Source organism: Paenibacillus barengoltzii NBRC 101215 (genome assembly GCF_004000745.1).
Classification (GTDB): Bacteria; Bacillota; Bacilli; order Paenibacillales; family Paenibacillaceae; genus Fontibacillus; species Fontibacillus barengoltzii.
The window spans coordinates 1-26,035 of record NZ_BILV01000024.1; the positions used below are offsets into that span (position 1 = coordinate 1).

General features: G+C 44.1%; 28 protein-coding genes. 20 read left to right on the top strand and 8 right to left on the bottom strand.

The window, feature by feature from the left end; genetic code table 11:
- Positions 1 to 814: 814 nt before the first annotated feature.
- Together PBA01S_RS08905 and PBA01S_RS08910 are read left to right on the top strand one after the other, a co-directional pair.
- The gene (locus PBA01S_RS08905) at positions 815 to 1,522 is read left to right on the top strand and encodes a class I SAM-dependent methyltransferase (protein WP_036714650.1); all 708 of its coding nucleotides are present in this window, start codon (positions 815 to 817) and stop codon (positions 1,520 to 1,522) included.
- A 266-nt stretch (positions 1,523 to 1,788) separates the two neighbouring features.
- A complete protein-coding gene (locus tag PBA01S_RS08910; protein WP_127575807.1) occupies positions 1,789 to 2,154 on the top strand; it encodes a hypothetical protein in 366 nt (121 codons plus the stop codon).
- 347 nt (positions 2,155 to 2,501) lie between these two features.
- On the opposite strand, the gene PBA01S_RS08915 is transcribed toward PBA01S_RS08910, so the two are convergent.
- Both PBA01S_RS08915 and PBA01S_RS22740 read right to left on the bottom strand, forming a co-directional pair.
- The gene (locus PBA01S_RS08915; RefSeq protein WP_085170987.1) at positions 2,502 to 3,065 is read right to left on the bottom strand and encodes a hypothetical protein; all 564 of its coding nucleotides are present in this window, start codon (positions 3,063 to 3,065) and stop codon (positions 2,502 to 2,504) included.
- Positions 3,066 to 3,070: 5 nt separating this feature from the next.
- Positions 3,071 to 3,223: a hypothetical protein gene (locus tag PBA01S_RS22740; protein ID WP_164744128.1), complete on the bottom strand. Its 153-nt coding sequence runs from the start codon at positions 3,221 to 3,223 to the stop codon at positions 3,071 to 3,073.
- Between the two features lie 570 nt (positions 3,224 to 3,793).
- Here PBA01S_RS22740 and PBA01S_RS08920 point away from each other — a divergent pair.
- The 6 genes from PBA01S_RS08920 to PBA01S_RS08945 all read left to right on the top strand — a co-directional run bounded on the left by PBA01S_RS08920 (position 3,794) and on the right by PBA01S_RS08945 (position 7,331).
- Complete coding sequence (locus PBA01S_RS08920; RefSeq protein ID WP_127575808.1) at positions 3,794 to 4,330, top strand: hypothetical protein; 537 nt, start codon at positions 3,794 to 3,796, stop codon at positions 4,328 to 4,330.
- Between the two features lie 240 nt (positions 4,331 to 4,570).
- Positions 4,571 to 4,885 (top strand): hypothetical protein, encoded by a 315-nt coding sequence (locus tag PBA01S_RS08925; RefSeq protein WP_028538621.1) that lies wholly within the window; start codon positions 4,571 to 4,573, stop codon positions 4,883 to 4,885.
- A gap of 206 nt (positions 4,886 to 5,091) precedes the next feature.
- Positions 5,092 to 5,574: a DUF1643 domain-containing protein gene (locus tag PBA01S_RS08930; RefSeq protein ID WP_036699890.1), complete on the top strand. Its 483-nt coding sequence runs from the start codon at positions 5,092 to 5,094 to the stop codon at positions 5,572 to 5,574.
- Positions 5,575 to 5,752: 178 nt separating this feature from the next.
- Positions 5,753 to 6,244: a hypothetical protein gene (locus PBA01S_RS08935; RefSeq protein WP_127575809.1), complete on the top strand. Its 492-nt coding sequence runs from the start codon at positions 5,753 to 5,755 to the stop codon at positions 6,242 to 6,244.
- Positions 6,245 to 6,351: 107 nt separating this feature from the next.
- A complete protein-coding gene (locus PBA01S_RS08940; protein ID WP_127575810.1) occupies positions 6,352 to 6,846 on the top strand; it encodes a GNAT family N-acetyltransferase in 495 nt (164 codons plus the stop codon).
- A gap of 29 nt (positions 6,847 to 6,875) precedes the next feature.
- Entirely contained in the window at positions 6,876 to 7,331 is a 456-nt protein-coding gene (locus tag PBA01S_RS08945; protein WP_016310986.1) for an NUDIX hydrolase, read from the top strand.
- Between the two features lie 106 nt (positions 7,332 to 7,437).
- Here the strand turns inward: PBA01S_RS08945 and PBA01S_RS08950 are convergent, their stop codons facing one another.
- Positions 7,438 to 8,643, bottom strand: coding sequence for an MFS transporter (locus PBA01S_RS08950; protein ID WP_127575811.1), 1,206 nt, complete (start codon positions 8,641 to 8,643; stop codon positions 7,438 to 7,440).
- A 308-nt stretch (positions 8,644 to 8,951) separates the two neighbouring features.
- Here PBA01S_RS08950 and PBA01S_RS08955 point away from each other — a divergent pair, with 308 nt between their 5' ends.
- From PBA01S_RS08955 to PBA01S_RS08975, 5 genes are all read left to right on the top strand, one after another.
- Positions 8,952 to 9,839, top strand: coding sequence for a LysR family transcriptional regulator (locus PBA01S_RS08955; protein WP_127575812.1), 888 nt, complete (start codon positions 8,952 to 8,954; stop codon positions 9,837 to 9,839).
- Between the two features lie 312 nt (positions 9,840 to 10,151).
- Entirely contained in the window at positions 10,152 to 10,556 is a 405-nt protein-coding gene (locus PBA01S_RS08960) for a hypothetical protein (RefSeq protein ID WP_127575813.1), read from the top strand.
- A gap of 77 nt (positions 10,557 to 10,633) precedes the next feature.
- Positions 10,634 to 11,095 carry a GNAT family N-acetyltransferase gene (locus tag PBA01S_RS08965; RefSeq protein ID WP_127575829.1) on the top strand — a complete coding sequence of 154 codons (462 nt, stop codon included), beginning with the start codon at positions 10,634 to 10,636 and terminating at the stop codon, positions 11,093 to 11,095.
- A gap of 17 nt (positions 11,096 to 11,112) precedes the next feature.
- Positions 11,113 to 11,496, top strand: coding sequence for a VOC family protein (locus PBA01S_RS08970; protein ID WP_127575814.1), 384 nt, complete (start codon positions 11,113 to 11,115; stop codon positions 11,494 to 11,496).
- A 110-nt stretch (positions 11,497 to 11,606) separates the two neighbouring features.
- Complete coding sequence (locus PBA01S_RS08975) at positions 11,607 to 12,221, top strand: YjgB family protein (protein WP_085170951.1); 615 nt, start codon at positions 11,607 to 11,609, stop codon at positions 12,219 to 12,221.
- 164 nt (positions 12,222 to 12,385) lie between these two features.
- Here the strand turns inward: PBA01S_RS08975 and PBA01S_RS08980 are convergent, their stop codons facing one another.
- A complete protein-coding gene (locus tag PBA01S_RS08980) occupies positions 12,386 to 12,760 on the bottom strand; it encodes a hypothetical protein (protein ID WP_016310993.1) in 375 nt (124 codons plus the stop codon).
- Positions 12,761 to 13,043: 283 nt separating this feature from the next.
- Here PBA01S_RS08980 and PBA01S_RS08985 point away from each other — a divergent pair, with 283 nt between their 5' ends.
- The 5 genes from PBA01S_RS08985 (at position 13,044) to PBA01S_RS09005 (ending at position 20,096) form a co-directional block, all read left to right on the top strand.
- Entirely contained in the window at positions 13,044 to 14,642 is a 1,599-nt protein-coding gene (locus PBA01S_RS08985; RefSeq protein ID WP_085170952.1) for a response regulator, read from the top strand.
- A 40-nt stretch (positions 14,643 to 14,682) separates the two neighbouring features.
- The gene (locus PBA01S_RS08990) at positions 14,683 to 16,422 is read left to right on the top strand and encodes a sensor histidine kinase (protein ID WP_127575815.1); all 1,740 of its coding nucleotides are present in this window, start codon (positions 14,683 to 14,685) and stop codon (positions 16,420 to 16,422) included.
- A gap of 209 nt (positions 16,423 to 16,631) precedes the next feature.
- The gene (locus PBA01S_RS08995; protein WP_016310996.1) at positions 16,632 to 18,278 is read left to right on the top strand and encodes an extracellular solute-binding protein; all 1,647 of its coding nucleotides are present in this window, start codon (positions 16,632 to 16,634) and stop codon (positions 18,276 to 18,278) included.
- 15 nt (positions 18,279 to 18,293) lie between these two features.
- Entirely contained in the window at positions 18,294 to 19,184 is an 891-nt protein-coding gene (locus tag PBA01S_RS09000) for an ABC transporter permease (protein WP_028538635.1), read from the top strand.
- A 21-nt stretch (positions 19,185 to 19,205) separates the two neighbouring features.
- A complete protein-coding gene (locus PBA01S_RS09005; RefSeq protein ID WP_016310998.1) occupies positions 19,206 to 20,096 on the top strand; it encodes a carbohydrate ABC transporter permease in 891 nt (296 codons plus the stop codon).
- 81 nt (positions 20,097 to 20,177) lie between these two features.
- On the opposite strand, the gene PBA01S_RS09010 is transcribed toward PBA01S_RS09005, so the two are convergent.
- Complete coding sequence (locus PBA01S_RS09010; RefSeq protein ID WP_016310999.1) at positions 20,178 to 20,720, bottom strand: PadR family transcriptional regulator; 543 nt, start codon at positions 20,718 to 20,720, stop codon at positions 20,178 to 20,180.
- Positions 20,717 to 21,562, bottom strand: a complete 846-nt coding sequence (locus tag PBA01S_RS09015; protein WP_016311000.1) for a sialate O-acetylesterase — start codon at positions 21,560 to 21,562, stop codon at positions 20,717 to 20,719. The genes PBA01S_RS09010 and PBA01S_RS09015 overlap by 4 nt, the downstream gene beginning before the upstream one ends.
- 91 nt (positions 21,563 to 21,653) lie before the next feature.
- On the opposite strand from PBA01S_RS09015, the gene PBA01S_RS09020 reads away from it, so the two are divergent.
- Positions 21,654 to 21,830 carry a hypothetical protein gene (locus PBA01S_RS09020; protein ID WP_174844475.1) on the top strand — a complete coding sequence of 59 codons (177 nt, stop codon included), beginning with the start codon at positions 21,654 to 21,656 and terminating at the stop codon, positions 21,828 to 21,830.
- A gap of 75 nt (positions 21,831 to 21,905) precedes the next feature.
- Positions 21,906 to 22,328, top strand: coding sequence for a hypothetical protein (locus tag PBA01S_RS09025; protein WP_127575817.1), 423 nt, complete (start codon positions 21,906 to 21,908; stop codon positions 22,326 to 22,328).
- Positions 22,329 to 22,389: 61 nt separating this feature from the next.
- On the opposite strand, the gene PBA01S_RS09030 is transcribed toward PBA01S_RS09025, so the two are convergent.
- Both PBA01S_RS09030 and PBA01S_RS09035 read right to left on the bottom strand, forming a co-directional pair.
- Positions 22,390 to 24,018 (bottom strand): helix-turn-helix domain-containing protein, encoded by a 1,629-nt coding sequence (locus PBA01S_RS09030; RefSeq protein ID WP_028538637.1) that lies wholly within the window; start codon positions 24,016 to 24,018, stop codon positions 22,390 to 22,392.
- Entirely contained in the window at positions 24,015 to 25,760 is a 1,746-nt protein-coding gene (locus PBA01S_RS09035) for a sensor histidine kinase (protein ID WP_127575818.1), read from the bottom strand. The genes PBA01S_RS09030 and PBA01S_RS09035 overlap by 4 nt, the downstream gene beginning before the upstream one ends.
- Positions 25,761 to 26,035: the final 275 nt, after the last annotated feature.

Below are 26,035 nucleotides of genomic sequence, written 5' to 3' on the forward strand. Positions count from 1 at the left end.
ACGGATGACTTCAAATAACACAATATTCACGCATCGGGCATTCGCCCTCGGTCCGGCACGAAGTTAGAAGTTGATTCGGTGGGGCATTTCGGTAGCAGGGAAGCATAATCAGCCGGACACATCCGCACCGACTAACTGCGCAAGCGCAGCCGGACCCTGGCGGGTCCTTAAGTCGGTGGAACGTCGTGAATACGATAACGTTAGCTGAAATCCCCGAGATCGAAAGAGCATTAGAAAAACAAATGAAAGGGGCATTCATTTATGTATGGAATAGGGATCCTCATTCTCATCGCAATTTGTTATACGCCAATTATTTATAGGATAAATAAACGATTAAATCATATTGAAAGACAGCTAGAAATGATAACAAACAATAATCAAAGAAATGATAATCAATAATTAGACGCGAGCTGAAACGAGGAATTTAGCGTCCTTTCGGCACCGCAAATTCTATTTTCTATAGTGAAACAAATGAAAAAGCGTAAATAGCAATTATAGGATATAATACCATTTATAAAGAGCTTGATTAAAGAGCGAATAAAGAAAAATAATATTGAATGAAATTTGAATGAAGCTCGAGAAGTCGGGGACATCTACTAACACCATATTCACGCATCGGGCCCTTCGGCCCTCGGCCGACAGGAGTTAGATGAGGATTCGAAGATGCAGTTGGCAGATGCAGGGAAGTGAATTCAGCCGGACACATCCGCACCATCCAACCGCATCGCGGCCAGTCGCTTCGCTCCTTTAGGGTGGTGGGACGTCGTGAATACCAGAACGTTAGATGAAACTTGCAGAAACCTGAGGTGCAGGTATGGACAGGGTAGAAATGATAAGAGCAGAAGAAAAACGATATCATGATTTTTGTTATGAACACTACAATCTCTATGAACAAGGGACTTGGTTACACAAGCCTGTTCAAACAGTGCTGGACCTCATAGATCAGTTTAATAGTTATGAATATCTAAGAGTATTAGATCTAGGATCGGGAGTCGGGAGGAACAGTATTCCCATTGCTCAGACAATTAAAAATAGACAAGGTAAAGTTATTTGTGTGGACTTGCTAGAATCGGCACTTAATAAATTGCATGAATATAGTAAACGTTATGAAGTAGAACACATAATCGAGATGAGACTTTCTGATATAGAGCAATTTGAGATCAAGCAAAGTGAATACGATTTAATAATCGCTGTATCAGCGCTTGAACATGTAAGTTCGGAAAGAGCACTAGAAAAGAAATTAAGAGAGATGGTTTTAGGAACAACTGCAGGCGGTATTAACTGTATAATAATTAGTTCGAATATTCGTGAAGTAAATCAGATGACAAGCAATGAGTTGGATCCTATGTTTGAAATCAATCTCTCAACAGAGCGAATGCTAGATTTGATGGACAGGAATTATTCAGGTTGGGAGATTCAAAAGAGAATAGTAAAGCAATTAGAATTTGATATAAAACGTAGAGAGCAACCCGTAAAATTGATGAGTGATTGTATAACATATATAGCAAAGAGAAGTCGGTAAGTAGTTCTAAGAAGCCTGCAAGCATCATCTAACACCGTATTCACGCATCGGGCATTCGCCCTCGGTCCGGACACGAAGTTAGAAGAGGATTCGGAGGGGCATTTCAGTAGCAGGGAAGCTGGGTCAGCCGGACACATCCGCCGACTAACTGCGCAAGCGCAGCCGGCTCCTGGCGGAGCCTTAAGTCGGTGGGACGTCGTGAATACAATAACGTTATCCGAAACCTCCGATTAGCAAAGGAATAACCTTAATTAAAGGAGGCTTACATGAAGCTAATACAAGTATTAAGTATAGTAGTTATAATTATCCTTCCAGGTTGCAATGCAGATAATAATAAAACTTACCATTCGTCAATTCCATCGTCTTTCTTTTCTGACGTTGAGGGAAAGTATTACATCACGGCAATTGGTACCACTGATGAACAAAATCTTGAATTTCAAGAAGTGTTTGACCAAAACATAAGGATTCTTAGTGGTTATTATCAAACCAGAAATCCAGATGATAAGGAACTACAAATGTTAAACATTGATGATGTACCAAAGTACATTGTTTTTGATACAGAAAAAGAATTATATCGAACAGACAATTTAAATGAACTTAATCAATTTCTTTCGAATCAAAGTACAAAATAATAATCAAATTTAAAAGAACGAAAAGGATACTCAAGAATTAAAATTAAAAATGAATAAAGACGATAAAGGACGAATTGTGTAAGTATATCAAAGAAGTCGGAGGTATCGGATAACAAAGTATTCACGCATCGGGCCATTCTGACCCTCGGTCCGGCAGGAGTTAGAAGTGGAATCTGCGAGGCATTTCAGCTGCAGGGAAGTGAATTCAGCCGGACACATCCGCACCGACTAACCGCATCGCGGCCGGCTCCTGGCGGAGCCTTAAGTCGGTGGGACGTCGTGAATACGGGAACGTTAGGCGAAATACCAGAAAACAAAAAAAGGAACCGCTCGGGTCCCATTGATGACTAAACAGCATCTTCTTCAACAACTTCTTGTCGTTTCTTATAAATTCCCAATTGAAGACAGTATTCCATTTTGAGATGTATATCTTGCATTTGACTAGTTGCATCGTGTTTATCATTTAACAGCATGTTCTTCCCAATTGTAATAATATTCGATAGATCTACCACACATTCTCTTCCTGTAATATCTTTAGATAAGTAAGAATAGAAGAGATGGTTACCATTAACCACGTCATTATACCATTCGAATTTTTTATCTTCTTCGTAAATCGAATATATTGGGGCAACAGTAACATCGAAGATATTTTTATCCTGACACAAGTCATCGTTTGAGACAACGATGACTTTTCTTTGTTTTAGTCCTAATACAACTAGATGTTCTTGGCCAGGAACAAAATTGCCATTACCTTTTACAATTGATCCTTTGTTAGGGTTATTAGTATCCCGAATAAAAAAGTCGAGAGGTCTCTCACCAGTGTATGGTATAGCGGCTTCATAAATCCAACCACGTTTTATAAGATGCCAGTTCTCAGGTGATAAGAATTTGGAATCTCTATTTTTAGTCATTGGTACTATTCCCTTTCCCAACTTTTTCTTTTGAAATCATAAGAAGTTTTAATTGATTCATCTGTCATTCTTTTTGTGATTTTCTTGTGTGATATTAATTTGTTCTTAGCTTTTATTTGACTAGGGAATTCGTAAATTTTAGTAGCAGCCGGTGTCATTTTCTTTTTTCTCCTTTTTCCCATATTACACCACCCAAATAATATTTGGTTGATGTATATGGTCAGATTTTTAGAAGTATGTTGATGTAGCTACAATAAAAAGTATAAAGTGATGTAAACCAGAAAAAGGTCGCAGGTGTCGAAATGGTTACATGTAACCATTTCGACACCTGCGACCAAAACTCCTCTTTTATAGGTTAAATTTTGGAATTTTTTTTGCAGAGGCTCTAACTGTACTGGGCTCGAATCATATATTAATATATGATTCGAGCCCAGTACAGGAAAATCCTTCTGAAAAGAGAAATATTTAATTTAGTGAATTCAATGAAGCTGGTACTTCGCCTAACACAGTATTCACGCATCGGGCCTAACGGCCCTCGATCCGGCACGAAGTTAGGAGTATATTCGGTGAGGCTTATCAGTAGCAGTGAAGCGGAATCAGCCGGACACATCCGCACCACCTAACCGCATCGCGGCCGCCCCTAGCGGGGCTTAAGGTGGTGGGACGTCGTGAATATGATAACGTTAACTGAAATTACTGCAAACACAATAAAATAAAGAGGTGCATTAATGTTACCCGCTATCTTTGGACTTGCAGGAGTATTAATCGGAATATTTATTGGTGAGTTTTTCAGACGTAAAAGCAGAATCGAAATATTCACAAAAGAAATTTTCCTAAGAAGACTTCAGATATTCGAAAATTTGTACCAACTTTTTCTTGAGGCTGAAAAACTTTCATTTTCACTTGAGGAAATTGATGACAAAGATCTTGTTACTGAAAGTTGGACTGAAGTTGTTTTCAAGATTTCTGATTATATGGACACCAACTACATCTATATTGATGAAGAAATTATTGCACATTGCATGATGACTCTTATTGGTTTTGATGACTTACTTTTTGATGATCAGAGGCAAGTGCTATTAGACGAATTCAGATCAAAATTTAAAGAAACAAAGGTATTAATTAGAAATGTATCAGGTATAAGTGCTACCGAAACAACTATTAGAAATGTGGCAAATATTGAGCTTTCTACAGAAAATATAAAATATTATCGAAAATTAAAGAAAAAGTATAATAAAAATCAAAAAAGTAAGAACACCATGTAGGTATTTCAAAGAAGGCAGTAACTTCAGTTAACACCGCATTCACGCATCGGTGCCTTGCGGCCCCTCGGTCCCCTAGAGGCATTTCGGAGAAGCATATTCAGGGGACACACCCGCACCACCTAATCGCATCGCGGCCGTTCCCTTCGGTCACTTAAGGTGGTGGGACGTCGTGAACACGATAACGTTATCTGAAAGCCCCGAAGTGCGATAGAATATCTCAATTCAAGGTCGGTGAATCTCATGAAAAACATTAAATTTAGGTACTCATTAATTTTTATTATTTTAGGTATTTGTATTATCACAATATCTAAAATCGTTGAAGAAGTAATACCAAAGATAGGATTTGCAGCGTACCAGTCCGCTGCCGATGGTTCATATTCCCCCGAGAATTATCATGTTAATTTATCACTTAATTATTGGATAGGAGCATTATGTATCCTTGGTGGATTTATTTACTTGATTAAGAGCTCAAATATTATAAAAAATCAACTAGAAGAAATTAAATTGAGAAATAAGCAATTTGAAGAGAAGTTTAATAATAATCAACAAGAATAAACCAAAGTTTCAAGTAACACCATTTTCTTGCTGCAGGCTGGCGTCCTTGGTCCGGGCCGAAGTTAAGAAGCCAAGAAGCGAATCAGCTGGACAATTACTGCGATCCAAATTCTTTAACCCGTTGGCTGGCGCTCACTTAAGGCTTTCGAATCCGTTCATACAAAAACGGTATACGAAAGAACAATGTTAATTTGGGAGTGAATACAATGAAGCTAAATGCGATCTTTGATAATACAGGCAATTATCGATATCTATTATCACGCGTTTGGGATACATCTCTTCCTTCTTTATTGTATGTAATGCTAAATCCAAGCACAGCTGACGAGACCACAGAAGATCAGACTTCTAGACAATGCATTCACTTTGCTAAAGAATTCAAATTTGGGTCCTTTGAAGTAGTGAATCTATATAGTCTGATCTCAACCAACCCCAAAGTATTGAAAACGACTCAATTAGATCCAATTGGACCTGAAACCGATCGATACATACTAGATGCCGCCCAAAAAGCCGATCAGATTATCTTAGCTTGGGGATGTAATCATTTCTTTGGTGGACGTAATGAAAAGGTAATTGAGATGTTAAAAAGTCATGGTTATGACCTTTATTGCTTAAAGAAATCTAAATACGGTCACCCAAGACATCCTTCTAGGTTAAAACATGATATTAAACAACCAATACTTTATTTATAGTCAACTCAAGAAGAGTGTCCTTTCGTATAACATGATATTCAAGCATCGGGCCTAACGGCCCTCGGTCTTGCAGACGAGATTTCGGAGAAAACGGAGCTGCGGACAACTCCCTATTGGATTTCGTGAATACGAGAGACGTTATGTGAAATCGACACAACACATTAAATAAGGAGGGAGTATGAAGAGAAAATATCTTTTGAGTATTGTAATTCTTGTAATCATAGTAATAGTTTTTAGTATCCAAATTTATAACAGGGATATTCAAGCACATACAGTAATGTCTGAGGTTGGTTTTAGAAATATAACATATAATATCATTCAGTTAGAGGGCGCTATAGCGTTCCAGATGGACAACAATTGGGATGAACCTAGCAATGTGATTGAAAAGGTAGAAGATGTGGTAGAGGGGATATTTCTTACCCAAAAAGTAGGAAATGATTTGAGAAGATTATCAACTAAGGATGAAGAGATATTAGTAAGGTTGAAACATTATTTTGAAAAGTTACCAGAATATTCAGGATTTCCGAATCATGAGATTAGTGAATATGAAATTAGGTCATTTGAAGAACTGAGAAGAAATCTAAGAGATATTGGGTGGGGTTACAATATAAGCTACAGTAACTCATGGAATGAACTCATAGAAAAAGCGAATCATCTGATGAGTAAATAACTCGGGTAAAGAGTGTCTATCGACGGGTTGTGCTGCGCCTTACTTAAGCCTTTCGGGTATATGAACCACCTGGAAAACGTTATTTCTCATGGAGGTGTACTTGTATCATGATTAGAATGTGTAACCGTATGGATGTGGAAGAAATCTATCTGATAATAAACGATGCAGCAAGGGCTTATAAAGGAGTAATACCAGATGACAGGTATCATGAACCTTATATGTCAATGGAAGAACTGAATCATGAAATCAGCGATGGAGTTGAGTTTTGGGGTTATGAAGAAAACAATAAATTATTGGGAGTTATGGGGATTCAAGATAAGAAAGAAGTATCCTTAATCAGGCATGCGTATGTACGAACAAACCAACGGAACATCGGAATAGGTACCAAGCTACTGTCACATTTGACTACTTTGACTAATCAACCGATCTTGATAGGAACGTGGGAAGCGGCTGATTGGGCCATAAGATTTTATTTGAAGAATGGCTTTACTCTTGTCTTACCTGATGAGAAGAAAAAATTATTAAAAACGTATTGGAATATTCCTGAAAGACAAATTGAGACATCTGTAGTTTTATGTGATAGAAAAGACTTCATGATCTGAATGTAGAAACAAAACTAGGAGGATCTTAAGTGGGATATATCATGGAGCTCCGAAAGTTGGTTGGCACAAGACCAATCATTCTGGTTGGCGTGACAGTTCTAGTTAAGAACGCTGAAGGACATGTATTACTTCAGAAGAGGACGGATAGTTATGACTGGGGAACCATCGGTGGCTCGCTGGAACTCGGAGAGTCCTTTGAAGAAGCGGCAAGACGTGAGCTTTTTGAAGAAGCAGGATTGAGAGCTGAAGAATTACTTTTTATAACCAATCTATCTGGAAAAGATTTCTACTATAAATACCCTCATGGGGATGAAGTTTATAATGCCATAGCTGTATTTGAGGCGATTAAGGTGCAAGGAATACCAACTATAAATGATGATGAAGGACTCGAATTAAAATATTTCTCACTTGAAGAACCGGTAGAAAACCTAAATCCCAATAGTTATATGATTCTAAAAAAATTAGGATATATAAGGAATTGGTAGAGACTAAATCTGAAAATTCCAATCTCGAACGTTATCAGCAAAAAACTCAGCGACCTCTCCCCGCCAGAATATTGGGAAGCGATCGCCGCTGAGCTTCGAACTTTTTTTATTGTCTACTACTTGCCGGGGTTGCCACCAGCACTTCTCGGTCTGACTCCTTTTTGGATCCGATGAAAAGCTGCACGATAATCATCGCTACGGTGACAGCGGCAAGTCCGACGAAGGCGAAAACAAAGCTGCTTGTCATATCTTGAATCCATCCAACCAAAATCGGTCCAAGCGCCCCAATTACATATCCCACCGATTGTGTCATGGCGGACCAAGAGCTTGCATCTTGTGCGTTCGAGGTTTCTTCAATCGGTAACATCAACGCGATAGGGAAGAGACCGCCGTTGCCGATGCCGAGCAGGATCGCAGCAAGCCATGGTGAACTAGAAAAGATGATAAGTAGTATCCCGGCTAAATTAGACAAAGCGCAGGCAATCATCCATAGCAGTCGGTTGGAAAAACGATGCATCAACATCGGAATCAAAAATGTTGCCGGAATTTGAACCAATGTAGAAAGTGTAAGCATGTTACCAGCATAAACCTTACTGTACCCCATATTTGAGACGGCTGGTGCAAGCCATGCGGTAACGGAGTAGAACGCGATTGCCATCATTCCGAAAAATAGGGTCAAAAGCCATGCTCTACTATTTCTCCAAGGCAGCCGCCCCGTGTTATTCTGAGAAGAGGTTTGAACAACATTCCGTTCTGCATGTCTTACGACAAATAACCACCAGGCTGGCAAAGCAATAGCGGCAAGGATTGCCCAAAACCCTAATGCGGATCGCCAAGAGCCATTAAAAGCATTTTGGAAGGGAACGGATAGTCCTGCGCTTAGGGCTGCTCCAATCACCATTGCTACGGAATAGACGCCGATCATGGAGCCGACCTGGTTGGGAAAATAACGTTTAACGAATCCAGACAAAAGCGGACCAGCAGATGCAATACCAATACCAGCGATGAGTGCTGTAATTAGCAGGAATGTATAAGAAGGCGTAAACAAACGGATCAAGGTAGCTCCTCCCACGAGCACTAGAGCTATCGATAAGATCCGTTCGATGCCATGTCGAAGCCCTATCTTGACAGCTATTGGGGAGAAGAGTCCCATACATAGAACCGGTATCGAGGTGAGCAGACTGGCAGAGGATGCGCTCATTCCGAGATCGTCCCGAATGGTCTCTAACAGCGGCGAAACTGAGGAAATCACTGGCCTCAGGTTTAAAGATGCCAAAAATAAGGCTACTCCTAAAAGTGTTGAACGTTTCATTTCTCTCTCTCCTTACTTTCTTCCTAAATCCGTGATATCGTCCCATTACCCAGATATACTCTATGCTTACTTGGGATTATTCGAGTCGGCCGATTTGTTGCGCTTACGTGGGAGGGATACATATTACCTTTCACAAAAAAATTGTAGTGATATTGGATTTGGGGGTTCCTATATATCACGGATTTAGGTTTTTGTATATGATGTTTTTCATATTTGCTAAGTTTAAAATATAAAATTTGATTGATCAATATAATGATTTCTATTAAAATAATAAGAAAAACGAATGATTGTTTAGAGATGGGGCAACTATGGATCTTAGGCAATTAGAATACTTTGTCGCTGTATGCGAGGAACTGCATTTTACCAAAGCGGCGGAGAAATTAGGCATGTCGCAACCGACACTCAGTCAGCAGATACGTTCATTGGAAAATGAAGTAGGGACGCCGTTGTTTGATCGGATTGGCAAACGGATTGTACTTACGGAAGCAGGTAGACTGCTGTTAGATTACAGTATCCAGATGTTCAGGATTCGTAAAAATGCAGTGGACGCGATTGATGAACTCTGTAATCATCAGCGTGGAACACTGGTCATAGGAGCGATCCCCTCTGATCTCGATTACAGAATTACACAATTATTAATCGATTTTCACAAGGAATTTCCTCATATACGACTTACCGTCTTGACATCCGTCGAAGTCTTGAAGCAAGTGTTGGAGATGGAGGTAGACATTGGTATTGGGATCCTGCCTCTCCCAGATGAGCGGATTGTGAGCATTCCTTTATCCAGTGAGGAGTATGTGCTGGTCGTCCCGGGGAACCACGAATTGGCGGATCGAAGCTCGATCGATATAGAGGAGCTTCGCCATATTAGCACTGTGATGTACCCCAAGGGCACGCTTGGACGCGAGCTAGTCGATGATTGTTGTAGAAAGTTTGGCTTCAGTTTAGATCCTATTATTGAAACGACAACCCCTTTTTCGCTGATTCATTTAGTTAAAGTTAATATTGGCGCGACAATTCAACCTTTACCACTTATTTTATCTATGAATGATCCCGAGTTACGTACCATCAAGATCAAGAGGGGCCCAACTCGCACCATCGGTATTATTTATCGCGCTGACAGGTTTCTTAGCCATGCGGCGCAAACATTTATCAAGAAATTACAGGATAATTTACAAGGGATAAATCCGATATGAAGGACCGTGTGGAGGGATACTCCGCACGGCTTTTTGCTTTAGTGGGGAAGATAACACAATTCTTTTAACCCTAGAGCAGATTTATGATTGATAATTTCATGTCTAAATGTATAATCATGGAAGGGGCTCAAACAACAATGACCCAGCCTAAGATATGAGCGATCTTTGGCTGGGGTGGCATACATCTACATTTTCTTTTTTATATGGGGGCTGTTCTATTTGGCTTTCTTATTGGAATGTTCAGTAAACCAGTAACGAGACATAATTATAACCATACCTGCCGCGTTTGTACCGTATAGGAGGCTAGATGAATTGAAGAAATTTGTAGCATTCATTTCTATAATACTGATCCTATGTAGTTGTTCTAACTCCACACTTATTTTTAAAGGCGAGAGTCAAAACTGGTCCTCCACTTATACGGTCAAACATGTAAACAGCGAGTTTCATCAAACGATCTTGAAAATAAAATACAAAGGAAAAAATCTAAAAGACATTAGTGGAATTAAATATTCGTATAAGGGTATTGGGGTAGGCGGTAGTGGAGAATTACCGGATTTGTCAGTTGATGGTGTAATAAGTGCACTATCAGGAGGAAATGGTGCAATTCCACCAAAAGATTCAGTAATTAAATTAATGATCGAATGGAACAATCGAAAAGAGGAATTAGAACTTATAAGGGTCGAACAAGGGTTAGGCAAGAAGAAGTTGAAAGACTAATATTAAACGGCAGTACAACGTTTCAGATCTGATATATTTAAAAGAAAAACATAACCTATAGGGAGATACATATGGATGTGAAGATACGACTACTAGAAGATCACGAAGAAGTTCCCCTTGATCTATTACTGTTAGCTGATCCATCGCAAGAGATGATCGAGGAGTATTTGCAAAGAGGTCAGTGTTATGTGGGCTTGGACGAGAGAGAGCAGATTATTGCTGTCATTGTATTACTACCAACACGTCCAGGAACATTGGAGATTGTAAACATCGCAGTGCGTGAAGCGTTTCAGGGAAGAGGGATCGGGAAGAAACTGATTCAGTTTGCAATGGACCAAGCAAGAGAGAAAAACGCCAAAACGATTGAAATCGGGACAGGAAACTCAAGTGTAGGACAGCTGCTGCTTTATCAAAAATGCGGATTCCGAATTACGGGGATTGATCGGGACTTTTTTATCAGACACTATCCTGAAAAAATTTATGAGAACGGAATTCAATGCAGGGATATGATCCGATTAAGTCTTGATTTATTTGAATAAGAAAGAAGGAGTTTATCATGATCCATCATGTTGAAATCAATGTATCCGACCTCCAAACAAGCAGAGCATTCTGGGATTGGATCTTTCAAGAGCTTGGATATTCGGTCTATCAAGATTGGGATCAGGGAGTGAGTTGGAGAAGTGGAACTACCTATCTGGTCTTTGTACAAACGGAAGCAAACTACTTAGACATCCCCTATCATCGAAAAAGAGTGGGACTCAACCATCTCGCATTCCAAGCGAACTCCAAGGAACAGGTCGACAGGATGACGAAGCATCTGGAAGAACGTGGGGTACCTATTCTCTATAAAGACAGACATCCCTATGCCGGGGGACCAGGTCATTATGCAGTATTTTTTGAGGCCCCTGATCGAATCAAGGTCGAAATCGTTGCTCCTTGATTTCAGCGAAGGTTTGCTCCTGTTACCAGCAACCTTTTACAGTTTCGTTTCGTTACAAGGGTGTAGCAAAAATCAGCATCCGAGGTGCTAGAAAACAGGAGGATGGTTTCATGAATAAATCTGCAAGAAAGAAAACGGCAGCTTTGTATATCGCAGGAGCTGCAGTACTCGGATTCATTGGGATCTCGAACAGCCTGCCGACTGTATCTGCGGCACCGCCAGCAAAGACTGCAACAGCGACGGAATCTAAAGCTTCACAGTCCGTGAACAGCTTTTTGAATAGCTTTTATAAGCCGGCCCTTAAAGGCCAATTCCCGGAAGATGCAGTCAAACCATTAAAAGCACCTACGCTTGGAAAAACCACACGTCAAGAGATCATTAAAGCTATTGGTGAGCCTGAGGAAGCGGGCACAGGGGCGAATGCCTTTGACTCATATCATGGTTCCATGGGACAACCTAGCCTTGCTTTTTCCTACAAGTCGAAGAAGCTTCAAGAAATGCGTTACTTTGGCACGGGAGTCGAGCGTCAACAGAATCTCGGCAGCATTACTCAAAAAATTTTGATGAAGCAATGGGGAATGCCCAACTCGACTTCTACCTTTAAAACGGGTAAACTCACCCAGAAAAAATTAGTGTACATCCGCGGGGATTACCAGCTGGAATTTATTTTTGACAGCAGCACGGACCTGAATCACATTAATTTGACCTACAAAGATGCGAAGTAAAAAAGCAACATAATACACAAATAAACGCCCCGGCCTAGAGCGATTCTTTAGGCCGGGGCGTTTCGCTATATTCGTTCATTTAAGGAGGAAAAACCATTCGGTGAAGGAACGCGGTGGCATGCTCACTTCTTCCGTTCTGCTTCCAACGATGAGCCTGTGATCCTTTATTGTCTAATAATCAGGATGTCTCTCGGAGGTCTTCCGGTACGCTGAATTTCAGCGATCTCTGCATTGGTCAGGTTGCGGCCAACGAGAACAAGTGAAGAAGTTACGTTGTTGAAGCCGAGGTTGCCCAGGTTGGCCACATTTTGACTGCCCCGGAATACCCGGATCGAACCTTGGAAGTTCGTTCCCGAGAACAATACCAGGGTGACGCGGTTGCTTTGCACAATATTTCTGAGCCGGAAGCTGGTCAGTGCATTATTAAATCTGAACGCTCCCAGATCGCGGACAGCGACCCCGCCGCGTCTGAAGAGAATCCGGCGGCCTGTAAAATTAGCACCTGACCATAATGCAAGACGTACATCGCGGTTTGCCAAAATCTATCACTCCTTTTCATAGGGATGATATATTCTATTTCCGTTTCTATGAATCGGTGTGGACAAGAGAGCAGGGTACTCGTTGGAATTTTGCGGGAATTTTTCGGGGACATATGCGGAAGCACAACCTAGCAAAAGTTGCCATCTTGATAGAGCGCAATATTTTGCAACTGCGGCACCATAATTACCATGGGAACTGTAATTTTTACCCATTAAGATAGAAATCAAGATGTAAATGCTTTCTAGTATCGCTATCGAGGAGGATTAGAGATGGAAATGAGTGATGATGATGTTCAAACTCCTGATTGTCGACGATGAGTTATTGATGCGCATGGGGATCCGTTCGATGGTTGAATGGGAGCAGCAGGGATTCTGTCTCGCCGGAGAAGCATCAAATGGGAAAGAAGCGCTGGAGCTGGCAAGAAGCGTTCAGCCTGACTTAATCATTACAGATATCAAGATGCCTCTAATGGACGGTTTGCAGTTGATCCGCGAAGCCCAAAGGGTGGTTCCAGGCTGCAAATTCGTGATTCTAAGCTATTTTAATGAGTTTAGTTATGCGAAAGAAGCGATGCAACTGGGGGCTGTCGATTATCTGATCAAAAATGAGATTACGCCGGAGGGATTGGTTCAATTACTGGAGGGCGTTCGGCAGAAGCTGTTGGCCGAGAGGGCTTCATCCGGTGTAAACGAACCGGCGGTAAGTTATTTGGAAAGCCTTTCGTATCTTAAAGAAAATCTGTTCAAAGACTGGATCAGCGGGCTGCTGGAGGTCAATGAAGCGGTCATGAAATCTGAGCAGCTTCATGTCCGCGTTCGTTCCGCCGAATTGCGGGTGATAAAATTTCGTCTGGACCATTTTGAAAGGGTGCGTAAGAAGTACGTTGAGAAAGACGAGAAACTGCTGCGTTTTTCCATTCTTAATATTTTGGAAGAGATGATTCCGAGAAAGTGGGAGAAGGAGGTCGTCATTGAAAGCTCCTCCGATTATTTACTCATCATCAATACGGTTCAAAGTGAGTCCGAGCTTTCAGAGGTCCATCAATTATGCAGGGATATTCAACAAGCGATGAAGGATTTTATGAACGTCACGTTTTCTGTAGGTGTAAGTTCGATCATCCCAAGCTTAAAGTGCTTGAGAACGGCGTACCGCGAAGCGGATCAAGCCCTACAAAGCCGATTTTTTTGGGGAACCGGGCAAATTTTGATTTATGAAACCCCTAAAATGAACCATGGATCAAAGAAAAGGTCTGGTTTACCGTTGGAGGAATGGAAATCGGAATTTCGAAATGCGTTAGAGAGTCGTAAGGAGGAGAAACTGGCAGACGCGCTCCTAGAGATACGGCGAAATCTAGTTGCTGAGGAGGCAAGCGAACGCGAAATTCGGGAGTTCTATATGGGGTTAGCCGAGATCATCAGCACCGAAGGGTTCTCCAAGTGTACGTGTCGACTGCCGCAGTTGGAAATGTTGCCGTATGAAGCGGTGCTGACCGCAGAGAGCTGGGATGAGATCCACCGTATTGTTCTGGAATATGCGAAGCAGTGCATCGCCACGGATTATCCGTTACCGGAGAGAAGCTATGCGGATCTGGCGGCTGATTTGATCCACCGAAATTATGCCGAAGAGATTTCGCTCATTAGCGTAGCCAATCAGATCAACGTCAATCCCTCGTATCTCAGTCGGGTCTTCAAGCAAGAAAAAGGTGAGAATTTCATTTCGTATTTGACCCGAGTGCGAATCGAACGCGCCAAATCGATATTAGAGAATCGAAGATATAAAATATCGGAAGTAGCCGAGAAGGTCGGGTATCGCAATTATCCGTATTTCAGCAAAATTTTCAAGAAATTAGTTGGTATGAGTCCTGAGGAATATCGCGGATAATCCCACCGACTTTACTTGGAAAGGGGCTCTGTGTGAATCGATGAGAAAGCGCTTACCATTCGTTAGCATCAAATCGAAAATCGTGATTATCTGTCTAACGGTCATCATCGTGCCGATCTTAGCGATGACGGTCATCTCCTATTTCTCTTCCCAAAATCAATTGGAACGGAAGTATACGGAATTATTGATGGAGGTCGCCAAACAGACGAATATCCGCATTGACGAGTATTTTAAGGAAATTGAGAAGATTTCGCTGGTAACGACTTTTGGAATGAACAACCCGGATCATCCCACAGAGAAAATTTACCCGATCCAAGAGTTTCTTCGTAACGACAGCGAACAGAATAAAAATGAAGTCTATGGCATGCTGATGAACTACATCATGATGAAAGATCAAGAAATCTCCATCTATGTATACAATCTGAACGGCGGGCAGGATCTGATTGTTGGTACCAATCAGCCTTATAACTACCGTTATCGTCCGACTGAAGAAGAGTGGTTTCAATCTCTTCAGGTTTCCACCAGTAAAATGATGATCCTTGATACTCACATCGACAGACAGACTCAAAATAACACTTTGGCCATTTCGCATGTCCGCAAGATTTTGGATACGGACAGCGGGACTCTGCTTGGCTTCATGGTCGTTAGTATTGATCTTGACGTCATTGAGATTGCCAGCAATCGGCTGCAAGAGTCGTTGCGGAAGCGATTCACCATTGTGGACGAATCGGACAACATCATATATAACAATGATTTCTCGTTAATCGGCCAGAAATTTTCAGAGACGATTCGGCCTAACCGGACGGATCATCTTATGGTCGCCAGCCGATTTGAACGTCAACGATGGACGACCTATCTCTACATGCCGAAGAAAGAGCTCTCGGCGGAGGGAAGTCTATTGCGACACAACCTATACTTGCTGGCTACGCTGATGTTAATCTTCCTCGCGATCGTTTCCATTCTATTATCTACTGTGATTACACATCCCCTAAAAAAACTGATGAGAAATATCCTGCTGGTCGAGAAGGGGCAATTTGACCAGGTGCAAGAGATTCGTTCTCGTGACGAAATCGGACATCTATCTACTCGGTTTCAAAGAATGTCCCATGAATTAAAACGGCTTGTCGAACGGATCCAGCAAGAGGAGAAGGACAAGGCTACCGCCGAAATACGCGCGTTGCAGTCCCAGATCAATCCTCATTTTCTATACAATACCCTGGGATCTGTGAAATGGATTGCCTCCATGCAGCAAGCGAACAAAATCGTGGAGATGACGGATGCGCTTATCGAGATGCTGTTTTATGCCGCCCGTTCCGAAGACGCATTGGTTACGGTTCGCCAGGAACTGGATAACCTACGCAATTATATGATCATCCAGAAAGTACGCTACTACAACCGAATACGACTGGAAATCCAAGCGGACGAGGATACCCTCGATGAACGCATTCCAAAGCTGATTCTTCAGCCGTTGGTGGAGAATGCGATTTTCCACGGGTTGGCATGGAAAGAGGAGAGCGGTACCATCACGATCAACGTCGAGCGTTCGGGCAACGATATCTCGATCACCATTCAAGACAATGGCGTCGGTATGGACGATGAAACCCTCCATTCTCTTACTGATTCACTGGCCTATGCGGAGAAGGAGGAAGCCCAAAATATTGGACTTTATAATGTGATGCGGCGTCTTAAGCTTCATTATGGAGAGAATCATGGATTTGAGTTGAAGAGCAAGTGGGGGGAAGGCACCACCATCCGCATGGTTCTTCCGAATTTAACGTAAGATCTGGCCTCCATGACTGCGGGTTAGGCGGAATAACACTTTTTTTACTTTGCTTATATCATTTTTACTTCTTTCAAAATCATTGAGTGGTTCTGCGCACAAGACGCAAAGAATCTAACATCAATAAGTCATTTTCGTTGATTTCTTGCGGCCTGATGCTTCTTCTACAATATAGGCGAAAGTATTCCATACTCATGAGGGGGGCAAGTATGAACAGAAAGCTAGTTTCCGTTTTATTATCCTTATCTTTTGTTCTTGTACTGGTATCGGCCTGCAGTAATTCTACAAATTCGAGTCAACCTGCTGTCAATGGAGAAGAACCTAAACAGGCAACAAATGAAAAAGGAGAAGTCGATTATGCGTTTGGCTCCTACGAAGAAACGGTCACCCTTCATACCGTTCGTGCCGAATATGCTTCTGCGCAATTTCCTGATGGCGATGATATGACCAAGAACATCTGGACGCGAGCGTATAAAGAGCGCTTCAATATTGACGTCGTAACGGATTGGGTAACCGACGAGTATGATACGAAATTAAATTTGGCGATATCCTCCAAGAAGCTTCCCGATGTGTTCCATGTCAATCCGACTCAATTGCAGCAATTGATTAAGGCGGATATGATCATGGATCTAACCGAAGTGTTCAATAAGTATGCCTCGGATCGTGTAAAAAGCTATATGGAAGCCGATCGCTCCAGTTATGAATCGGGAATGAAAGACGGCAAATTATACGGGATTCCTCAGATGCATTGGGGGATCATTGATCAGCCGGATTACATCTGGATTCGCAATGACTGGAAAGAAGAACTTGGTTTGCCGGACCCGAAGACGATCGACGACCTTAAGAATATCGCGCTTAAATTTAAAGAGGCCTATGGCGGATTCGGCATGGCCGTGGATCAGACGCTCGATTATTTGAATCTTCTGGCCGTCGGTTGGGGGGCTCACCCGGATATGTGGATCCCGGGCGAAGACGGGAAACTGGTATACGGAACGATTCAACCCGAGATGAAGAACGCCCTGGCCGATTGGGCGGAATGGTACAAACTGGGCATCATTGATCCGGAATTCGCCATTAAAGACTTTAGCGCTATGAACGCAGGTGTGGTGTCAGGCAAGGCAGGCATCCAACCTTATTATCAATGGTGGGGATATAACCCTGGTGTAGACGTCGTCACCAACTTGGGCAAAGAGGCGGTATTTTATCCGTACAATATTCCAACCGTCGACGGGAAGCCAGCCACGCATTCCATTTTCTTTGCCAACGGAGTTTATACGGTAGTTAATAAGAACTGCAAAAATCCCGAAGCGGTTATCAAATTACTCAACTTCTATGCCTACATGCTGGATGAAGGAGCACAGAATGAGGATCCCGAAACCTTATCTGCCTTTTTGGATAATGATATTGCTCACGTTACCGGGGCATTCAAAATTATTAACCCGGAAACCGACTATACCCAGTTCGAGCATGTGAGTGAAGCGCTGAAAACCAACGACACGAGCAAATTCACGACAAGCGGGATGTGGCAGAAGTATAACAACAGCGTAGAGTTCAAGAAAAACGGAACTCCAGCAGCCACAGGTGATTATCTTCAACAAGGCAGCCCGAAGCCAGCGTACGGTCTTGCCAAGTCTATTCTTGACAACGAACAATATATCAAGACCGCGTTGTGGGGCGCTCCGCCCGAGGTGCTCGTCAAGTATGGATCGACCTTGGATGACATCCTCACGGAAGGCTTTACCAAAATTATCATGGGTGCAGAAAGCATTGATTATTTCGATAAGGTAGTTGAAAACTGGCGGACAGCCGGCGGTAACGAAGTAACTGAGGCCGTTAACGAAATGTACGGGCAATGAACGGAGGATCAAATCATGCTCAACAAATTATGGCGGCAGCGAGCCTTCCATCTCATGCTCATCCCGGGAGTGGTTCTGGTTTTTATTTTCAGCTATCTTCCCTTTTACGGATTAATTATTTCCTTTCAGGACTATAATCCTGGGCTAGGTTTCAACTCCCCCTGGGTCGGCATGGAGAATTTTCACCACGTCTTTCAACAGCCGAATTTTATAAGAACGATCTGGAATACCCTGTACATGTCCATCTTCAAAATTATCGGCGGCATTGTCGTCCCCGTCATCTTTGCATTGCTGCTGAATGAAGTAGCTCATACGTTTATTAAACGAACGTTTCAAACGTTGGTTTATTTGCCGAACTTCCTGTCGTGGGTGATCATGGCGGGTATCATGATTGACATTCTGAGCTCGGAAGGGATTGTCAATTCGTTTCTCGGCTTATTCGGGGTGGGCCCTATCTCTTTTCTAGGTAGTCCCTCCATCTTTCCTTGGACCATGATTGTGACGGATATCTGGAAGGGATTTGGGTTTGGAACCGTCGTTTATTTAGCGGCCTTAACAAGCATTGACCCTGGTTTGTACGAGGCTGCGGTCATGGATGGAGCGAGACGTTGGAAGCAAACGCTCTATATCACCTTGCCGTTGCTTGCGCCTACCATCGTGCTCATGTCCGTATTATCCCTGAGTAATGTACTGAACGCAGGGTTTGACCAGATATTTAACCTGTATTCCCCGGCTGTTTATGAATCCGGCGACATTATCGACACTTATGTATATCGCCTCGGAATCCAGCAAGCGCAATATTCCGTGGGAACCGCAGTAGGTTTATTTAAATCGGTTGTTTCCTGCGTGATGGTCGCCTTGTCCTATTTCTTGGCGGATCGGGTTGCAGGCTATCGAATCTTTTAGCGGGGAAAAGGAGGCTATTCGATGATATTAGACCGCAGTCCGGGACGTAGGCTGTTTCAAGCGGTAAACTACGTGATCCTCATATTAACATCGCTGCTTTGTATTCTGCCCTTCGTGAACCTGCTTGCTGTCTCTTTCAGCGGCAGTGCTGCTGTCTCGGCGGGGGAAGTCGCCTTTTGGCCGGTTGATTTCAATACAAAGGCATATGCGTTTGCGATCAAAGGCGGGGAGTTTTTTCAAGCCTTATGGGTATCTGTCCAGCGCGTCCTATTAGGGACGCTTGTGAATCTTGTATTAATGGTGCTTACCGCTTACCCTCTGTCCAAATCCAAAGAGAAAGTAGCGGGGCGCGGGCTCTATATGGGATTTTTCGTGATCACCATGCTGTTTAACGGAGGGCTTATTCCGAATTATCTGATCGTTGTCAAAGCGGGGCTGATCGATTCCATTTGGTCTTTAATTCTGCCGGGGGCGCTTCCAGTTTTCAGCATGATTATATTAATGAACTTCATTCGGGGCTTGCCGGAAGAGATCGAGGAATCGGCCACTATCGATGGGGCGGGGCCTTTGCAAATTCTGATTCGAATTCTAATGCCAGTCTTAAAGCCGGCGCTGGCCACCGTCGGATTATTTAGCATCGTCGGTCATTGGAACTCTTGGTTCGACGGCATCATCTATATGAACGACACCGCCAATTACCCTCTGCAAAGCTATTTACAGACGCTGTTGCTGAATTTCGAGCAAATTATGCAGCGATCCAACAACGATTATACACAGCTCTTGGCGATGATGAATGTAAGAACGGGACGCGCCGCTCAACTCTTCCTGGGAGCACTTCCTATTTTGGCCGTTTATCCTTTCTTACAGAAATACTTTACGAGCGGCCTTGTCCTCGGCAGTGTGAAGGCATGATGAACAAGGGGGAGCGTTCGTCAATCTAGACAGTATCGACGAGGAATGGTCAAGAACCCCAGAGGCTCAGATGAAAGTCATCTAAGCCCTTGGGGTTCTTGTTATTTCTGTTTTTAATCGTTCAAACCATTCCAGGTTAACCAAGTGATGGGCTCGGGAGTTTTCGTTCATGAGGCGGAAGTAATCGAGAGTGCCCGGAATCTCCTGCGTACTGGACAGGTATTCATCCAAAAGTGCAATTCGGGATTTGGTCTGATCGATTTGCGACTGGATCAGCTCTAGCAGCTTGTCTTTGTCATATTCATCAGCAAACAGAAGCGCTCCATAAAATTGCAGGTTCACATACTCCGATTTGGTGCCGTATTGGACCATTAACTTTTCGAACTCTGCCCTTCCGGAGGGGGTGATTTTGTAGTTTCGCGTTTCGCGTCTGCTGGTTGTGGACTCTTGCTGGATCTGTTCAATCCAACCTTTCTCTTCAAGCTGCTGCAGATTGTAATAAAACGACCCCTTGGTGAAATTAACGATGTACTTGTAATGGCGTTGTTCCATGAGGGCTAGCAGCTCGTAGCCGTGAGCGCCGGGATTCTGGATCAGTAAGCCAAGGATCAGTAAGGGGATCAAGGCATCATCACCTTCGCCATCCTAGCTTCGAATTCTGCGTAGGTGATTTTACCCAATGCCAAATCCATGCTATGGAGGTAAATCAGTTCGTTTTTTGAATAGTTACGCTCCACGTTCAGCGACTGTTCTTCTCCCGGAAGGGGCTCCAGGACATGACGTTTTTTCGAAAAAGCCTCAAAATACCGGTAGCCAAATTTACGCTGCGAAACCGCATCGATATGAATCCCATCCGGATTCGCGGTTAATTCCGCTGCCGTTACAAAATAACAATTTGGATGCGTGTTGGCATAACGCTGTAATTGCTCATTAACTTGTTGATATTCCGTCGCGTGCTGTCCAAACCCGGTTTTTCCTAAGAAATCCCCAAGCCCGCCAAGGATCAGCGGCACTTCATCATCCAGATTTAACTCGTTTCTCAAGGTCTCAATGATCAAGGCGAATTTCTCGTAGTAGGTTTCATGAAGTGAACCATAACTATCACTTTCTCCCTGATGCCAAAGAATCCCGCAGATTTGACTGGACTGCTGAGCGAAGCGGGCTTCGGATAAGGCATGCTGAAACAGGGTACCTTCCGGATGCCAATCCTTTAAGGAGCTGCCTCCTTCCGCACAAGGAATCAACCCGATTTCCTCATCGGGATGTGCCTTTGACCAGGCATCAGCAAAGGATGCCGCCAAGCTAACGCCAGAGACCGGACGGTCGTAATTGATCGGCTCCGTCATCATCTGCCACTGCCCGTTGCGCAGCATTTTGATTTTCTCATTATAGATCGGATCGACTTCATGCAAAAATCCACGACCCGCCATATTCGACTGACCTAACATTAAAAATGACTTGATCATCAGCTTAACTCCTTTATCTCGACTCAATAGTCTAATTAGACTATTGTTAGCTTATAACAGACTTGGGCAATAGTCAAATGAATGCGGGATGATGAAGGTCTGTTCTGCAATTGGCATTAAGAGCTTGCCTTTTTTCTCGGTGAAGACCAAGTCCTCCCATGCTTCATCAGACAACTTCTCCATTTACGGAAAATATGTCTATCTGGAGAACGGGGATTGCAACCATAGCATTACAGATACGGGCGCGCTGGAGCGGTTCTTGCTTTAGGTTGGAAAATAAAATCGAAGCAAATCTGAGGCGGGTTGAATGATTCAGTAATATGCTTTGAGGGAGGCACTCTCAATGAAAAAAGCACTAAAACTCTTCCTGATGTTTTCCGTGATCTTACTTTGCTTGGTTCAACCTGTATCGGCTGCGACCAGCACGGTGAAGCTCAAGGTGACGCTCGTCCGCGTGGAACTGGTGGAAAACAGTCACGTGGGTAACGAGTGGTATACCACGGCATCGGTGAATGGCAAAGAGATCGAAGAAGGCTCAAGTGTTACTTTGAAACTTAAATCATCGGAGAGCCTAAAGTTAAAGGCGTATGCGGAAGAGCAGGACAAAATCCCCGAGAGCGGCTCGGCTAACGCAACGGTGAAAGTGTCCTCGGTGACCAAGGACATCACCAAGTCACTTAAGGTAAAGGTCACCGAAAATCGAGGCCGATATTCCGGGAATACAGCGGAATGGAAATTTACGTTTAAGGTGCAAAAGTCAAAATAAATCAAGGAGAAGGGCCTATCCAACAGTCGGAAAGGCCCTTCTTCCTGCGCTTGGCGTGCCATCAAGCCCGCTCCGCCACCCGCCATCGCTCCGCGCTGCGCGGGTTCTTCTTGTAATCGTTGGGCGTGACGCCGACCTCTTGCTTGAACAGCTTGGAGAAGTAGGAGTAGTTGGCATAGCCAACTTGGTTGGCGACAGCGTACACGGACAGTTTGGTCGTTTCGAGCAGCTGCTTGGCGACGGAGATCCGGACTCGGATGATGTAACTGCCCAGCGAAATCCCCGTTTCTTTCTTGAATAAACGGGCGAGGTAATCCGGGTTGAGGTAGACAACCTCCGCGAGATCGTTCCGGGTCAGCTCATCTCCGTAATGGGCGTGGATGTACTGCTTGATCTCTTCAGCAACGGATTTCGGTTCCGCCGCAAAATCCCGATAAGCCATGGCTGTATTCACCAAGTAAGTGACATACTCCTGCATGTCTTCGATCGAATGGAGTGACTGCGCCAACAGCTGCTCATTGGCCCGTGCCGCATATAATTTGTGCGCTTCGATTCCTTTTAACTTTAAGAAGGCGTAGACAAGTTGCACAATATCCAGACGGAACAAGGCGAGGCTGGAAGTGTCCAGCGTTTTGCGGTCCAAGCAGTCGCGAAGGTATCTCGCCGTCTCGGCAAGGAACGAAGCCGAATCGTTCTGATGAAGCAGCTCCTCCAGACGGGTCAGGTTCGGGGGATGATATACTGGTTGCTTTTTCAAATCATCGCGCTCTGCCCAATAGGTTCGGTTGCGGGTTTTGGTTAAGCTCTCGTTCATCATCAGCAGCTGGTGCAGCGCGTGGCCAATTCGTTCCAGCTGATCGGAGAGGCCCACTAAGCAGCAAGCATCACAATGCAAATAGGCGTTGGCTCGGCGAATCCCTTCAGAGCACAATTCCGCAAGTACGCTGGGGTTCGGCGGAGCATTCCACTTGAGGATAGCCATCCATTGATGCTCTTTCACCTCCAGGATCGTCTCGGCGGTAAACTGCGAATGATGCAGCAGCTCGCTCATTACATTCCCAAGGGCAAAATCGAACAGTCCTTTTTCCTCCCGCCCCAAGCTGCCGCTATATGGGAATACGTGAATCAGCACCGGCTGGAGGATATCGGACGGAAGGTAGGCAAGCTGCTGATCTTCCACCGCCTGAATCACCGCTGCCGGCTTAAGTGGGGCGGTAAGGCTTGCGCTCACCAGCTTACGCCAGAAATATTCCAAGAGATTGGCCTGATTTCGCTGCCACAGTACCCCTTCTTGCATCGCCTTCTCCCGCTGCTGCTGTTCCTCGGCTCGGGCGATCGCCTTACGAAGGATCAGCATCAGCTTATCGAACTCGATGGGCTTCAAGAAGTACTCGAAGCTCTGCAGCTCAATCGCTTTCTGCGCATAATTGAAATCCGCATAGTTCGTCAGGAAGATCGCTTGAACGTTGTAATTCTCTTCCCGAATCCAGGCGAGCAGCTCCAGCCCGCTCCCCTGCGGCATCTCGATGTCAGAGATCAGGATTTGTATCGGGTACTGTTGCAGGATGTCGCGAGCCAGGGCGACGTTGTTTGCGGTATAGAGCTTATCAATGCCCAGCGCCTTCCATTCGATTTTCTTCTCTAAAGCAGCGACAACATAAACATCGTCATCCACAACTAATGCGTTCATACTGCCACGCTCCTGTTCATCCCAACTTCTGCTGGGAGGGATAAGATCACACATGCACCGCCGTTCTCCCGATTGGAGAACGATACGACTGCATCCCCGTTGTAGAGAGACTCCAAACGCTTCAGCGTATTCATGATTCCGATATGGTTGCCAGCGGATTGATCCAAGGGGGTGCCGTTCTGCAGACACTCCAGAATTTCCGGTGGAAATCCGGGCCCGGTATCGGTAATTAGGATCGTCATGCGATCCTCGCTCCTCGCACGCTCCCATCGCACCGAGAGCGCGATGTGTACTTGTGAAATCCGGGACACCGCATATTTAACGGCATTTTCCACAAAAGTCTGCAGGACGAGCGGCGGGATTCGCACCTCCTCAGCCCAATCTTCCTCCGCATCGATCGAATAGACCAGTGCATCAGGATAGCGGTGCTTCTGAATATCTAGATAAATCCGCACATGCTCAATTTCGTCTCTTAACTTTACGAAATTCCCGTTGTTCTGAAAGATGTAACGGAAATACCGCGAGGTGGACAAAGCCATCTGCTCGATTTCCCGGTACAGCTGCATTTGCGCCATGCTATAAATATTCGTCAGACAATTCAGGAAAAAATGCGGATTAATCTGCAGCTTCATATAATCCAATTGGATTCGCTGCTTCTCCAGTTCCCGTTCGTACAAGTCGATTTTAAATTTCTTGATCTGGTCGACCAGGTTCATAAATTGCTTATTGGCTCTTTCCAGCTCGACGATCTTACTGCTCTCGAAGGCCAGCACCTCCCCTTCCTCCGTCCAAAACGCCAGATTATAGGAGAAGCTCTTGATCGGTAGAAGGACTTTGTTGCGGAAATAGAGCAGGATGAATCCCAGGCTGCAGGTGATCATGACCGCGAGCAGAAGAATTAGCAGCTGGGCGATCATGATTTTCTCGAAGGTTCCAAACTGGATGACCAGCTTGACGTGAAAAGTCGCGTTCGTGAACTCCCCATTCACCGTCGTTCCGCCCTTGAATAAGTTCTGAAAAAATGAGGAGCGTCGATCCTCATCCATCCATGCGCCGTTATTGGAGATGGGGCTGGTTAAGGCCTGACCGCGATCATCCACCAGGGAGACATACCCGTTCTTGCCGAGATTCAGTTCACGTAAAGGACGAATCAGTTGATCTGCTGACACCAGGCTGATCATGTAGCTGTCGTGATACGGGACGATGTTGGTAATATAGTGCCTGCCGTTAATTTCAACGGGAGTCCACTTGGAGTAAATTTTCTCGTAAACGTCCCGGCCCGCTTCTACGTTAGCAACAACCTGTTCCTTCAGCTCCAAGTAATCTGAATACGGGATGCTGATTGGCGCGCAGTTAAGGAAGAAATCCTGGTTCTTTAAATACACGAAGAAATTGTATTCCTGGCCGTAGTTTTTTTGCAGCTCATTAAAACGTTTGTGCAGATTTTCATTCCCCTCAAAAAATGCCACGCTGTTCATCGGATGATCGTTCATCGCCTGCAAGTTCTCATCGTTCGCCAACGTCCAGCCCGTATAGTGGTTAATATAAGCGAAATCATGGTTGATCCGGTTGATGTACAGATCCGCCGTATCTTGCAGAAACCGCGTGGATTGCTGCTTGACGATCGATACTGCCGATAAGCTGATCACGAAATCCAGGATCAGGACGATGAAGGAGATCAGAAACATGATGTTCACGTAGTGCCGAATTGGATATTGTTTGTTTTTCGCTCTTTTGACCATGTTCCCCTCGCCTCTTCCTGCCGGAACTAGCTTGTTCTGACTGATGTGAAAACATCCATGAATGCGCTGTCATTGGTGTTAACCCTATTATAATTCCTTCCTATAGAAAAAGAAGACCGAATCCATCCCACGCCATCGAAAAGTCCGGAAAGCGTCAAATCAAGTCCGGATTCTGATATTCCCTTCTGTTGCTTATTGAGGGGACAAGCTTCAAAATCACGAGAGCCTATGAACAGAAGTCCGTTTACTGCCGACTTGGAGTCCGATAAACGCCC

Bases quoted from the DNA above. Each gene is read 5' to 3' on its own strand.
- PBA01S_RS08995 (WP_016310996.1), top strand. From the start codon at position 16,632: ATGAACAGAAAGCTAGTTTCCGTTTTATTATCCTTATCTTTTGTTCTT.
- PBA01S_RS09030 (WP_028538637.1), bottom strand. From the start codon at position 24,018: ATGAACGCATTAGTTGTGGATGACGATGTTTATGTTGTCGCTGCTTTA.
- PBA01S_RS08955 (WP_127575812.1), top strand. From the start codon at position 8,952: ATGGATCTTAGGCAATTAGAATACTTTGTCGCTGTATGCGAGGAACTG.
- PBA01S_RS08970 (WP_127575814.1), top strand. From the start codon at position 11,113: ATGATCCATCATGTTGAAATCAATGTATCCGACCTCCAAACAAGCAGA.
- PBA01S_RS08920 (WP_127575808.1), top strand. From the start codon at position 3,794: ATGTTACCCGCTATCTTTGGACTTGCAGGAGTATTAATCGGAATATTT.
- PBA01S_RS08950 (WP_127575811.1), bottom strand. From the start codon at position 8,643: ATGAAACGTTCAACACTTTTAGGAGTAGCCTTATTTTTGGCATCTTTA.
- PBA01S_RS08935 (WP_127575809.1), top strand. From the start codon at position 5,753: ATGAAGAGAAAATATCTTTTGAGTATTGTAATTCTTGTAATCATAGTA.
- PBA01S_RS09000 (WP_028538635.1), top strand. From the start codon at position 18,294: ATGCTCAACAAATTATGGCGGCAGCGAGCCTTCCATCTCATGCTCATC.
- PBA01S_RS09025 (WP_127575817.1), top strand. From the start codon at position 21,906: ATGAAAAAAGCACTAAAACTCTTCCTGATGTTTTCCGTGATCTTACTT.
- PBA01S_RS09005 (WP_016310998.1), top strand. From the start codon at position 19,206: ATGATATTAGACCGCAGTCCGGGACGTAGGCTGTTTCAAGCGGTAAAC.
- PBA01S_RS09020 (WP_174844475.1), top strand. From the start codon at position 21,654: ATGAAGGTCTGTTCTGCAATTGGCATTAAGAGCTTGCCTTTTTTCTCG.
- PBA01S_RS08975 (WP_085170951.1), top strand. From the start codon at position 11,607: ATGAATAAATCTGCAAGAAAGAAAACGGCAGCTTTGTATATCGCAGGA.
- PBA01S_RS08940 (WP_127575810.1), top strand. From the start codon at position 6,352: ATGATTAGAATGTGTAACCGTATGGATGTGGAAGAAATCTATCTGATA.
- PBA01S_RS08925 (WP_028538621.1), top strand. From the start codon at position 4,571: ATGAAAAACATTAAATTTAGGTACTCATTAATTTTTATTATTTTAGGT.
- PBA01S_RS09035 (WP_127575818.1), bottom strand. From the start codon at position 25,760: ATGGTCAAAAGAGCGAAAAACAAACAATATCCAATTCGGCACTACGTG.
- PBA01S_RS08905 (WP_036714650.1), top strand. From the start codon at position 815: ATGGACAGGGTAGAAATGATAAGAGCAGAAGAAAAACGATATCATGAT.
- PBA01S_RS08990 (WP_127575815.1), top strand. From the start codon at position 14,683: ATGAGAAAGCGCTTACCATTCGTTAGCATCAAATCGAAAATCGTGATT.
- PBA01S_RS22740 (WP_164744128.1), bottom strand. From the start codon at position 3,223: ATGACACCGGCTGCTACTAAAATTTACGAATTCCCTAGTCAAATAAAA.
- PBA01S_RS08930 (WP_036699890.1), top strand. From the start codon at position 5,092: ATGAAGCTAAATGCGATCTTTGATAATACAGGCAATTATCGATATCTA.
- PBA01S_RS08915 (WP_085170987.1), bottom strand. From the start codon at position 3,065: ATGACTAAAAATAGAGATTCCAAATTCTTATCACCTGAGAACTGGCAT.
- PBA01S_RS08985 (WP_085170952.1), top strand. From the start codon at position 13,044: ATGATGATGTTCAAACTCCTGATTGTCGACGATGAGTTATTGATGCGC.
- PBA01S_RS09015 (WP_016311000.1), bottom strand. From the start codon at position 21,562: ATGATCAAGTCATTTTTAATGTTAGGTCAGTCGAATATGGCGGGTCGT.
- PBA01S_RS08910 (WP_127575807.1), top strand. From the start codon at position 1,789: ATGAAGCTAATACAAGTATTAAGTATAGTAGTTATAATTATCCTTCCA.